The organism is Sporosarcina sp. FSL K6-1522 (assembly GCF_038622445.1).
Lineage (GTDB): Bacteria > Bacillota > Bacilli > Bacillales_A > Planococcaceae > Sporosarcina.
The window spans coordinates 284858-297044 of record NZ_CP152019.1 but is presented as its reverse complement, the minus strand read 5'-3'; the positions used below and the strand labels follow the sequence as shown (position 1 = coordinate 297044).

The following is a 12187-nucleotide window of genomic DNA, read 5'->3' as shown; positions in this document are numbered from 1 at the left end:
ACAACTTGGCATGCCGAATTGTTTTCCAAGCACATTCCACTTCAATGGCCATAGCCTAGGTTATTCCCCTTCTTTATTCATCACATTTATATACACAACTAACCCAATCGCTCCTGCAGTAATAATAATCCCGAATAATGTGCCTGCGAATGAACCTATAAACACCAAAGCAAATGGCAGAATAAGCGTTACGATACCATTGACCAGAAGAAAAGAACCCACTACCTTTGCTAACTTATTCTTATCTCCCTTGAATGTCGTTTCATCGTAACCTGCAATGAATGATAGATCTTTCTTCTTCCGAATTACATAACTAAACAAGAAAAGAAGAATACTGACAAAAAGACAAATCATAAATCCAGCTATGAACATTACATCAGCTCCAATAGTAATCGATAGTCACTTTCTATTGATACGTTCTGAATGAAGGATAAGTTTTATTTCTTGGCACCGATTGTGATTCAAAGAGCACATTCATTGTAAGTGTATACCCCTGATGGTATATTGAGATGAAGAAAGTTTGGAGGGAAAACCACAATGGAATGGATTTTCATTTTACTCATCGTTGGATTTTTTGTGTGGCGGATGATGCCTGCGAAAGGGGTACGTTCTATTTCAACAGAGGAATTGAAAGGTATGTTGAAAGATAAATCCAAGCAGTTTATCGACGTCCGAACGCCGGGTGAATATAAGGGGCGTCATCTAAAAGAATTTAAAAATATCCCACTGAATGCGGTGAAATCACAGTTGGGTAGTTTAGACAAATCGAAAGAAACGATTGTTATTTGTCAGAGCGGTATGCGCAGTGCACAGGCAGCGAAAATCTTGAAGAAGGCGGGATTTACGAATGTCTTGAACGTTACAGGCGGTATGAGCGCTTGGCGTGGGTGAAAAAATGAGAGGAAGGGGATTTCCCCTCCTCTCATTTTTCTTTCACACCAATGACACGAATTCTTTTATAATCCGCAACCCAACGGCCTTCCTTGTATAGGACAGGACGTAAATGATGCTCGATTTTTGAGAGAAGGTCTTTCTTCTCATCTTCCGCAATCTCTTTGAAAAAGGCACTACAGAACATGTCAATCCAGTTTCGCATGCCATTCTCCCCATCCAATGGCGTCGGTCTGTCATAGTGCTGGGCAAGTGTGACTCTAAATCCCGCTTCTTCCATTAAAGTCGCGTACTCGCCAATACTCGGGTAATACCAAGGGAATTGTTCGTCGTTGTAAGTAAACCCTGCTTCCTTCACTTGGTGAATGATACCGTCTGTAATCGCTTGAACGTTTTCTTTACCACCAAACTCCGCCACAAATCGTCCACTTTGCTGTAAACTTTGATAAATACAGGTGAGGGCTTGTTTCGGTGATTTGATCCAATGAAGTGTTGCGTTCGAGAAAACAGCATCAAATTCGTTCGTGTACCCTAAGTCTGTCGCATCTCGAACTTCAAATTCAATAGCTGGATACTTCTTTTTCGCTTGCGCTACCATATTCGGCGAATGATCCGCACCTACAATATCTACTTGAGCATCGTATAATTTCTTTGCTAAATCCCCAGTACCACAACCAAGGTCAAGAATTTTCTCGCCTGCTTTCGGGGCCAATAAATCCAAGAGCTGATTGCCGTATTGCGAAACAAATGCATGTTTTGCATCATATAAATTGGCATTCCAAGTGTCTTGCGTTTGCGTGCGTCCCATCGTCCATTTCCCCTCTCATCTACACATTGCTGTTAATTGAATTATACTTGAGAATATAAATAATGAAAAATAACAAAAATAAGTAAAGTTGATAACGGAATGTTATTAGTGGAGGTCTAAATGAATATCAAATGGTTACAAACCTTTATTGTGGCAGCTAAGTATGAGAACTTTCGCAAGGCTTCAGAAGAACTGTTTCTGACACAGCCTGCCGTTACAAAACATATCCAAAGGCTTGAAGAAAATCTCAATGCACAATTATTTGAAAGAGTAGGGAAGACAATCCTTTTATCATCGGCGGGCTATCATTTTCTGCCCCATGCAAAGGAAATCCTGGAGAAGTATGAGCAGGGGCTTAGCGACTTTGACTCATGGAAACAAGGCTACAAGCGTAAGTTAGTCATTGCAACAGCACCGCAAATTGCTTCTTCCATCCTGCCATCAATTTTGCGCAGTTTTATGGATGAACATCCTGAAATAGAGATTTTCATCAATATCCTGCAATCGTATGAAATCGGTGAGGAAGTCAGTGCAGGTAGGGCAGATCTGGGATTGACGAGGATTGAACCGAGTCAAACAAATATTAAACGCCAGATTGTTCATGAAGAGCCTGTTATCTTAGTAGCACCCTATGTAGAACGTCCGTGTGATGAAGAGCAGCTCCTACAGAAATACAGGTTAATCACGCATAATCATCCGGACTATTGGGATCAGCTGTTGAATGATATTAAACAACATTATCCAACGATACGTACGATGAATGTGAATCAAATTGAAATTACTAAACGCTTTATTGAGCAAGGACTTGGTGTTTCCTATTTACCACGAACAATGGTGCAAGAGGAGTTACGTGTAGGACGCATTTCAGAAATTACGTCGGAAAAAATTTTACCACCAAAATCTTTCACATATGTCGTAACAAAAGTGGCGACACATGAGGTGAGGGAATTTACGACGTTTTTAAAGGATGAGATTGCAAAATATTAATATGCATAGAGCCGTTCAAAATAGGAAATCCACGAAGCGTTTTTACTTCGTGGATTTTGTGTCGTCTTTCTTACGGGCATAACAAACGATTTCTCCACATATGCCCAAACACTTTTTTAGGCAGACACATACACTTGAAGTGAAGAGGTGGTGAACGTGAAAAGAGATGAGCCGGCTGTTCGATACGATCCGTTTGAAATTGAACAGCGTGAATGGAAGCGACGGCAAACGAAGGAACGGCTGAAACAATTACTGACGATTGCCTCGCCAGTGTTCCTGCTTTTATTGTGGGAGTTTATGTCGAGGACGGGGATACTTGATATCCGCTTTTTTCCACCGCCTACTACGATTATGGTGACATTTGTTGAGATGATCTCAAATGGTGAGATGGCGGGACATATTGGGATATCGCTGTATCGGATTTTTGCCGGGTTTTTGCTGGGGGTTATACCAGGCGTCATCGTTGGTTTACTGATGGGCCTTTATACGCCAATCCGGCATTTCGTGTCGCCAATCGTAATGGCACTTATGCCAATTCCTACAATTGCTTTGCTGCCGATCATTATCATTCTTTTCGGGATTGGAGATTTGTCGAAAGTCGTGACGATTGCAGGGAGTGTCTTTTTCCCAGTTGTCATTAATACGGCTGCTGGTGTCCTTAATATTGATTCGATTTATTTGGATGTGGCGAAAAATTACGAGGCGGGAAGAGTGAACTTTTTCCTGAAAATTGCTTTGCCTGGTGCTATGCCCGTCATGCTGGAAGGGATCCAGATGGGGCAGGCGATAGCGCTTTTAACCATTGTTGCTGCGGAGATGATGGGGGCAACTTCAGGAATTGGTTATCTCATTTGGACGTCTTACAAAGCATTTTTACTCCCGGAAATGTATGTGGGGCTAATCCTTATATCCTTTTTTGGCTATCTGTTTTCGCTAGTGCTCCGAGGAATTCAAAAGAAGATGTTGCCATGGAGGTGAACAGATGGGCAAGAAAGCCAAAATCATTATTCGCAATTTGACAAAGGCATTTTATAAAAAACAAGCGAGTGTCACAGCACTTGATGATATTGATTTGACGATTACAGACGGAGAATTTGTCTGTCTTGTCGGGCCAAGTGGTTGTGGCAAGACGACACTTTTGCGCATATTGGCGGGTCTGGAGCATCCGAGTATCGGCGAGTTTACGATTGCGACGGACGGGGAGGAACGCCCGCTCCAGTCGATGGTGTTCCAAGAAAGAGGCATTATCCCCTGGTTGACGGTGGAGGAGAATGTAGCATTTGGTCTCAAAATGCGCCATATGCCGAAGGAAGTTGTAAAGGAGCGGACGGCGTATTATTTGAAGAAAACTGGGTTGGAAAAGTTCGCTGCACTTTATCCGAAAGAATTATCTGGGGGAATGAAGCAACGCGTGAGTATCGCGCGGGCATTTGCCAATGATCCAGAAATTTTGCTGATGGATGAACCATTCGCCGCACTCGATGAACAAAACAAATTCATCTTGCAGGAGGAATTGCTGTCGATTTGGGAAGAAACGGGAAAGACCGTTCTTTTCATTACCCATAGTATCGATGAGGCGTTGTTGTTGAGCGACCGAATTTTGCTGATGAGTTCTCAACCGGGAAAAATCATTCGAGAAATTATAGTCGATATGCCACGTCCGCGGACAATGGAGGATATCCGCGGGAATCCAGTGATGGCCGAACAATTTGTAGAAGTTTGGCAACATCTACAGCAGGAAGTGCAGCGGTCTAGGCAGGAAGATAAATGAAAAGGAGTGGTTCCGTGGCAAAATGGATGAAGAGTGGTTGGTTGATGGGGGTACTGGCATTGGCGTTAGTGCTTGGAGCCTGTACTTCGAAAGAAGCTGAAAAGCCGGTGTCAGAAGGAAAGCCATCCGAGAATTATCCTTCAGGGGATTTGGCGCCACTCGATAAGCGGGAAAAGGTCTTCATTGCGGAAGATGGAGCGGCGTCTGGCGCAGGGTTTTATATTGCCAAAGAAAAAGGGTATTTTGAGGACTATAACATTGAAGTAGAGTTTGCCCAGTTTGCCAACAGTGATGACATGTTACCAGCATTAGCGGCGGGTGAAGTTGACATTGCAGGCGGCGTGTCAACGGCATCGTTTTTTAATGCGATTTCACAAGGCATCGACGTGAAGATTATTGCAGATAAAGGGCATAATGTGCCGGGCAAATCGTATTTTACGTTTGTCGTAGGTAATCACATGGTCGATGTCATTAAAGATTATCCGGACTTCAAAGGGAAGAAAATTGCGATATCCTCGTATAATTCGATTGATGAATACATTTTCGAGCAAATGCTTGCGCATGCAGGTTTAACAAAGGATGATGTGGAACTTGTGCTCATGTCCGATTTTGGCAGTATGCTCGGTGCGATTGATGCCGGAACGATTGACGCCGCGCTAAGTATTGAGCCGCTCATTGCGCAAGGAGTCGACAAAGGATTCCATGTACGATTTGGCGATGCAACGGATTATGCGCCAGAATCTCAAATTGCACTTGTACTCGGTTCACCTGATTTTATGATGAAAGAACAAGACGTGTCCTTGCGCTTTATGGCTGCTTACTTGAAAGGTGTCCGTGATTACAACGACGCCTTTATCAAAGGGATTGGCAAGGATGAAGTCATCGATATTATGACAAAGCATACGGCCTTGAAAGACCCGGCACTGTGGGAGAAAGTGAATGTGACGGGGCTTGATCCAGATGGGAAAATGTTCATCGACGATATTAAAAAGCAGTACGATGCCTATAAAGCAAACGGTGCGATTCGTGGAGAAATCGATTTTGATAAAGCGATTGATACGTCCATGACGGAAAAGGCCATTAAGGAGATTGGGGCGTATGAGCGGGATTGAGTGGGGTGGATAAGATATAAGTGTTCCAACATCCTCTTATCGGATTTTCGATAGGGGATGTTTCTTTATTATAAGCATAATTTGTCAGTCAATTTCAAATGCGATATACTAGTTTTATGGAGAAAAATAATATAAAACAAATCATTCGACCGACATTAAAAGATCAAATATATGAAGCGTTAAAAAATGCGATTGTTAATTTGGAACTGGAGCCTGGTCAACGATTGAATGACAATAAGCTAGCGGAACAATTTGCGGTAAGTAGGACACCCGTCAGAGAAGCGTTGAAACGGTTGGAAGATGAAGGACTTGTTGAGGCATTTCCCGGTTCCTCCACGCGTGTCACGGAATTGGTTGAAGAGGAGGCGAAACACGCATTTACAGTTGTTGCTGCGCTTCACGCACTAGCGACGAAATTGGCAGTTCCGAAGATGACTGACCGTGATTTTATGAGATTGGAAGAAATTAATCGTGTATTAGCAGAGGCACTTGAAAGAAAAGATAGCAACGAAGCGATTGAAGCAGATGAGCAATTCCACCAAGTGTTCCTCGCAGTGGCAGGCAATGTCGAAATTGATAAAGCTCTCGAAAGAATCATCCCGAAAATTCATCGTCTGACATTTAAAAAATTCGATTCTGTTGATAGTCTCACATCGATTAATCAGCATGGAGACATTATTGCAATTTGTAAAAAGGGTGACAAAGAGCAAGCAGCACATCTGGTTGAAGAGAACTGGCTTACACTTGGCCGATTGCTTTCCGATGAAAGTGTGTAAAAGGTATCGAAAAAGGCACCGCAACATTGTAAACTGTTGCGGTGCCTTTTCATATGGAATTAGTCAAAGCAATAGTGGAGCGTTTGGAATGATTTTCGCATCTCGATGGCTTCATTTTTTGCGTCATTCAAATCTTTTTTCGAAATAAGAATGTCCGCAATGAGGTTTGCGATTGTACGCATATCTTTTTCTTTCATGCCTAACCGTGTGACCTCGATTGTTCCGATTCGTAGTCCGCTTGGGCGGTCCCAGTCTTCAGGACGATCACTTGGAATTAGGTTCTTATTCGTAATAATATTTGCTTTTGCCAGTTCGTGTGCGACATGCAATCCACCACCAAATTCCTTCACATCTAGAATCACTTGGTGTGTCTCCGTGAAGTCTTTATGCGCACCGAGTACAGTAATCCCACGGTCGTGGAACGCCTGACCAAGTGCCTTGGCATTTTTCACAATTTGCGCCATGTATTCCTCGCCGAATTCCAAAAACTCAGCTGTCGATGCGGCTAGTGCAGCGACTCGGTTTACTTGGTGCGTCGCAGCTAGAGCGGGGAAGATGGCATCTGTTAGCGGTTTTGTTAGTTCGGGATCATTCCAAACAATAATACCGCTTTGAGGTCCGCTAAACGTTTTTCCGGCAGACCCGGTCATGACACTAGCGCCTTCTTGTAATGGATCTTGAAATTGTCCGCCACCAATCAAGCCAAGTTGATGGGCACCGTCGAAGAAAATTTTACCGCCCCACTCCTTTACGATTTCGGCCATTTCTTTAATCGGGAACGGGAAAAGTGTCATTGATGCCCCGAGCGTGACGAGTTTCGGTTTTAACTCCCGTGCGACACGTTCAAATTCTTCTAAATCAACGGTGAGTTCTTCTGCATCCATTGGAACATCAGCAATTTTCAATCCACGAATGCCAGCAGGTCCATCCTGTCGGTTACTGGAATGTCCACCTAAAGGCTGCGCAATGGTCATAATTTGATCGCCAGGTTCGGTAAGAGCTGCGTAAACAGCCATATTGCCAACCATACTTGCCACTAAACGGTGATCTGCATAATTCGATTTGAAGACTTTTTTCAATAACTCTACACATAGTGCTTCAATTTCATCAATATGCTTTGTACCGGCAAACCATCTCTGTTCAGGTCCGATATGACCTTCTGCTGCACGTGTTCCGACTTCAGTCGCTAGTAAATTACGCACAGTTTGACTAGTAGGGGCTTCGGGTGCCAATAAATTTAAGCATTCTTCGCCTCGCCAAACTGCGTTCCTTTCCACTGCCTCCACAACTTCTTGTTGTATTTGACGAGTGGACGAGCTACCTTCAATGATTTCTTTCGCCTTATTCAATGCAGTGACATCATGTACTTGGAAACCTTGCTTTGTGGACGTAGCTGTGTTCATGTTCAGAATCCTCCCTTTTCAATTAATCTAGAACTTATAAACCAATATATCGCTTTTACTATTATTGGTCAACTGAAAAGAAAGAATAATTAGATTAATAGTTTTTAGAACATCCAACAAAAGAGGATTTCAACCAATTATCGTAGAATTTTTAGTTGTTTCTTTCTACCAAGGGCTGTCTGAAAACTATGCAAGCCCATGCCGACAATAATGACCGCAATCCCGACAAGTGAGATAGGACCTGGAAGGGCAATGCCGATAATGATCATTTCACCAATCATCGCAAAAATGAGTTCAGTCGATTGCGTTGCTTCGACGGCAGCGAGTTTCCCTTGGTCGTCTCGTGCAAGGTCAGTTGCCATGAAAAATAGTGTTGTAGCAATGACACCCGAGCTAATAGCGACAATGAATGATTGGCCGAGTTGACTCATGGAAGGGGGACCGACTGTTACAAGCGCATAGATGGCTACGCCAATCCAAATGGGCATTGTCATCAGTGTCATACCGAGAACACGTTGGAAGGTATCCAATCGTCCGCCTAGCAACTCCATCATCTTCCGATTGCCAAGTGGATACGCAAATGCTGCAATCAGAACGGGAATAATACCAAGCCATAACGTTTGCATATCCACACTTTGTGCATGTGGGATTTGAATCAAGACCACACCAACAAGAATAATTAATGAAATACCAAGTGACACGGCAGGAATTTTCTGTCGGACTTTTTGTTCCCCAGATTTTGTTTGAATGATGATTGTAAACAGCGGTGCAAGTAACACACCCGCTACAATCGTTAACTGCCATGTGCCCGCGAGTAGCCACCCCGGGCTATACGCCGCAGCATATGTAAGCGGTACGTAAAATAACACAAAAGCGACCACGCTCCAGATGAAAAATGGTGCGGAATTTGTCACCATTTCTTTCTTTGTTTCCCCAAGCCCTTTGCGATATGCCACAATGATTATCAAGAATGGAACCATAAAGAAATAGCGGAGGGAGGCGCTCCATAACCAGCTTCCCCCCGATAATTCCATCGTGCGATTTAAGATAAATGTCACTGCGAAAAACAAAGAGGCGAGGACACCAATTCCAATTTCACGCATAGCGTTCTCTCCCTCATTTAGTTGTATAGGAAATTATAAAACCCTTGCACTGTGGATAAGTAAGTATATGGAAATTCTCCGTCTAGGCTCCAGTATCTAGGTGCTCGGACCATAAGCGGCTGAACAGGTGCTTGCGCTTTTGTTCTTAAGCACGCTCTTCAAACAATTTGACAGCTTCAATGATGACATTTGTCGCTCTTTCCATATTGTCGACAGAAATGTATTCATATTTGCCGTGATAATTTTCCCCACCTGTGAAAATATTTGGCGTTGGCATCCCCATATATGACAGCTGTGAACCATCTGTGCCTCCACGAATCGGGACAATATTTGGCTCAATGTCGAGTTTTTTGTATGCATCAGCCATAATGTCGACAATTTCCATAACAGGGCTAATTTTTTCGCCCATATTGAAATATTGGTCTTCAATGGTGAGGGTTACGGTGTTGTCGCCGTATTCCTTATTCAACTTGTCCGCAGTATCAATCATGAGCTGTTTTCGCGCTGCGAAGGCTTCGCGGTCAAAATCACGAATAATATAGCTAAGTGTAGTGTCTTCTATAGAGCCATTGACGTGCATGAGATGGACAAAGCCCTCGTAGCCATCCGTTTTTTCAGGAACCTCATCCGCAGGCATAGCAGCTTGGAACTGATGTGCCACGATCATCGAGTTGACCATCTTCCCTTTGGCGGTGCCAGGGTGGACACTCACACCACGGAATGTTACGTTTGCGCCTGCTGCATTGAAGCTTTCATATTGCAGCTCTCCGAGTGGGCCACCGTCCATTGTGTAGGCAAATTGTGCGCCGAATTGTGCAACGTCAAACTTATGGGGGCCACGCCCGATTTCTTCATCTGGTGTAAAGGCAACACGCAGTTTACCGTGTTTAATGGATGGATTGGTAAGTAAATATTCCATAGCCGTCATAATTTCTGCAATACCTGCTTTGTCGTCTGCACCCAGCAATGTTGTACCATCCGTCGTAATCAACGTGTGACCGACATAGTTTTGAAGAGATGGAAAATCGTTTACTGTCATCGTAATGTCTGCATTCAGCTGGATATCTGTGCCATCGTAGTTATCGATGCGCTGCGGCTGAACGTTATTTCCTGTGTAATCAGGCGTCGTGTCAACATGCGCAAGAAATCCAATAACAGGTACATCACGATCTGTATTGGCAGGAAGCGTCGCGAATAAATAGCCATTGTCGTCGAGTGTAATGTCTTCCATGCCAATTGTTGCAAGTTCTTGTTGCAATTCATGCAGCAAGTCCCATTGGCCTGGCGTTGTAGGTGTTGTCGTTCCGTTTGGGTCGGATTCCGTGTCGATTTTTGCATAGCGTACAAGACGCTCGATTAATTTCTCTTTCATTTCAAAAAATTCCTCCTAGTATGAAGTCAAGATGACTTCATTTTATCAGATTGTTCCGGTTTACGGAATACTTGGCGACACGACTACCGATACTCGCCGCGATGAGCGTCTGCGCAGCGTAATAGGACACCATGACGAGTGCGTCTCGATAAGGGAGAGCAAAGACAAAACGATCAATGGCAAGGATTGAATCAGATAACATGAACAGCAATGCTCCGATGATTGCGAGCTTCATACGTGTGCGAATGGCCATCCAGCCCATCGTCAAAATAATGCCGATATAAGCGATAATGGCGATACCAAGAACGAGCTGACCTGCCGCAAACTGTAAACCGGCAATCCAAACCGCCATACCAGCTCCATACAGTAGTAGTGGAATAGCCGCCCATACCGGCACCGATTTTTGTCCCATATGCCTAAAGCCAACGATATAAAAAATATGTCCGATGAAAAAAGTAATAAGCCCCATCATAAACCAATAGATGACACCATCGGCAATCATACAGACGAAGAGTCCTAGAGTGATAATCTGTTTATATGTACGAGAAAATACAGGCGTCATCGTCATCGCATACAAGATAATTAGTGCCATCGGTATGAGCTTCATGAAAATCTTAAAGCTAACCGGATCTGCGGGGATGAAGAAGATATAGATAATGCCCATCATGATGATTGCAGTGAGTAGTAGTTTTCGAACCATTAAAAAAAGCCCCTTTCCCTTAGTTATTTTCGGGAAAGGGGCATGGAAACCCTTCTTTGGCCGTATAGTTTAGATTGAAGAAACACTAGGTATCCAAACAAAATCTAATGAATTTACACGATAAAATACGCTAAAATGCTAAGGCAGATTGAAGTAATGAGCATCGCAATCATAGGCTTTAACGCTTTTGTACGAAGAGCACGCAAGCTGACATTCAGACCTAGGCCGACCATGGCCGCAGTCAAACACCAAGTCGTCATCGTAGAAACGCCTTGAAGAAACCCATCTGAAACAGGAATAGAATGTCCAAGGACATAGCTGCCAAAAAGGCTCATTAGCATGAAACCGATTAAGAACCATGGGAATTCGAGTTTATTTCCGCTAGCGTCTTGCCCATCACTTTTCCGTTTCATCCAGTACATGAAAATAAAACATAAAGGGACGAGGAGAAAAACGCGGCCGAGTTTTGCGAGTAACCCGACGGCGAGCGCGTCTTCCCCGCCAGGTGCTGTCGCCAAGGCAACATGAGCAATCTCATGTAAGCTAATGCCGGACCATATGCCATAATCGATGGCTGTTAGGGGTAAAACGGGACGTAAAATTGTATAGGTAATTGCAAAAACTGTGCCGACGAGCGCAATAATTCCGACGCCAATCGCTGTATCTTCATCTTTCGATTTGACGATTGGGGCAATTGCAGCAATGGCAGCGGCTCCACAAACACCGGTACCAACGGCTAGTAGTAATGAAATATTTTGATCTGCTTTTATTAGTTTAGCAAGCCACATCGTTAAAAGAATCGCGAAGAGGATGACGCCGATGTCACGAATAAGCAACCCAAGCCCATCGTGTAAGATCGTATCGATATTTAATTTTAACCCGTATAAAATAATGGCGAAGCGTAAGAGTCTTTTAGATGAAAAAGTGATACCTGATTGAATCATCTCCGGATAACCGAAAAATTGCCGATAGATTACCGCTAGTATAATGGCACAGGCTAGCAGGCCGACATGGTCAAAACCGGGTACTTTCGCTAGTAAGTAGCCAAGTAGTGCGATTAAAAAGGTGAAAGCAACTCCGCCTAGCCAGGACCAGGAAAAGGAGGGACGTCGCCATTTTGTCGGTTCAATTGGCTTTTTGTGTTCCGTCTGCACAGCATCTTGCGTTTTTTCTGTCTCCACGTTAACACCTCCAAAAATGTTCTATACCCTTACCATATTCCTTGTTTGACGATAAGTAAAATTAGTATATATGATAGTCATGA

The 12187-nt window shown here is 43.7% G+C and carries 13 protein-coding genes; 6 read left to right on the top strand and 7 right to left on the bottom strand.

Annotated features, from left to right (window positions below):
* Positions 1-60: 60 nt before the first annotated feature.
* Positions 61-372 (bottom strand): DUF3784 domain-containing protein, encoded by a 312-nt coding sequence (locus MKY34_RS01445; protein WP_342513485.1) that lies wholly within the window; start codon positions 370-372, stop codon positions 61-63.
* 165 nt (positions 373-537) lie between these two features.
* Here MKY34_RS01445 and MKY34_RS01440 point away from each other — a divergent pair, with 165 nt between their 5' ends.
* A complete protein-coding gene (locus MKY34_RS01440) occupies positions 538-891 on the top strand; it encodes a rhodanese-like domain-containing protein (protein ID WP_342513484.1) in 354 nt (117 codons plus the stop codon).
* A gap of 31 nt (positions 892-922) precedes the next feature.
* Here MKY34_RS01440 and MKY34_RS01435 read toward each other — a convergent pair whose 3' ends face one another.
* Complete coding sequence (locus MKY34_RS01435) at positions 923-1699, bottom strand: methyltransferase domain-containing protein (RefSeq protein WP_342513483.1); 777 nt, start codon at positions 1697-1699, stop codon at positions 923-925.
* A 120-nt stretch (positions 1700-1819) separates the two neighbouring features.
* On the opposite strand from MKY34_RS01435, the gene MKY34_RS01430 reads away from it, so the two are divergent.
* From MKY34_RS01430 to MKY34_RS01410, 5 genes are all read left to right on the top strand, one after another.
* Positions 1820-2686, top strand: a complete 867-nt coding sequence (locus MKY34_RS01430) for a LysR family transcriptional regulator (protein WP_342513482.1) — start codon at positions 1820-1822, stop codon at positions 2684-2686.
* A gap of 156 nt (positions 2687-2842) precedes the next feature.
* Positions 2843-3664, top strand: a complete 822-nt coding sequence (locus tag MKY34_RS01425) for an ABC transporter permease (protein ID WP_342513481.1) — start codon at positions 2843-2845, stop codon at positions 3662-3664.
* A 4-nt stretch (positions 3665-3668) separates the two neighbouring features.
* The gene (locus MKY34_RS01420) at positions 3669-4457 is read left to right on the top strand and encodes an ABC transporter ATP-binding protein (RefSeq protein ID WP_342513480.1); all 789 of its coding nucleotides are present in this window, start codon (positions 3669-3671) and stop codon (positions 4455-4457) included.
* Positions 4458-4483: 26 nt separating this feature from the next.
* Complete coding sequence (locus MKY34_RS01415; protein ID WP_342515159.1) at positions 4484-5569, top strand: ABC transporter substrate-binding protein; 1086 nt, start codon at positions 4484-4486, stop codon at positions 5567-5569.
* A 116-nt stretch (positions 5570-5685) separates the two neighbouring features.
* The gene (locus MKY34_RS01410; RefSeq protein WP_342513479.1) at positions 5686-6345 is read left to right on the top strand and encodes a GntR family transcriptional regulator; all 660 of its coding nucleotides are present in this window, start codon (positions 5686-5688) and stop codon (positions 6343-6345) included.
* Between the two features lie 59 nt (positions 6346-6404).
* Here MKY34_RS01410 and MKY34_RS01405 read toward each other — a convergent pair whose 3' ends face one another.
* The 5 genes from MKY34_RS01405 to MKY34_RS01385 form a co-directional block, all read right to left on the bottom strand.
* On the bottom strand, positions 6405-7748 hold the full coding sequence (locus tag MKY34_RS01405; protein WP_342513478.1) for a serine hydroxymethyltransferase: 1344 nt from the start codon (positions 7746-7748) through the stop codon (positions 6405-6407).
* 137 nt (positions 7749-7885) lie between these two features.
* Positions 7886-8851 carry a multidrug resistance efflux transporter family protein gene (locus tag MKY34_RS01400; protein ID WP_342513477.1) on the bottom strand — a complete coding sequence of 322 codons (966 nt, stop codon included), beginning with the start codon at positions 8849-8851 and terminating at the stop codon, positions 7886-7888.
* 145 nt (positions 8852-8996) lie between these two features.
* Positions 8997-10223 carry a peptidase T gene (gene pepT, locus MKY34_RS01395; protein WP_342513476.1) on the bottom strand — a complete coding sequence of 409 codons (1227 nt, stop codon included), beginning with the start codon at positions 10221-10223 and terminating at the stop codon, positions 8997-8999.
* Between the two features lie 37 nt (positions 10224-10260).
* Complete coding sequence (locus tag MKY34_RS01390) at positions 10261-10923, bottom strand: lysoplasmalogenase (protein WP_342513475.1); 663 nt, start codon at positions 10921-10923, stop codon at positions 10261-10263.
* Positions 10924-11036: 113 nt separating this feature from the next.
* Positions 11037-12053 (bottom strand): YeiH family protein, encoded by a 1017-nt coding sequence (locus tag MKY34_RS01385; protein ID WP_342515158.1) that lies wholly within the window; start codon positions 12051-12053, stop codon positions 11037-11039.
* Between the last annotated feature and the right edge of the window lie 134 nt (positions 12054-12187).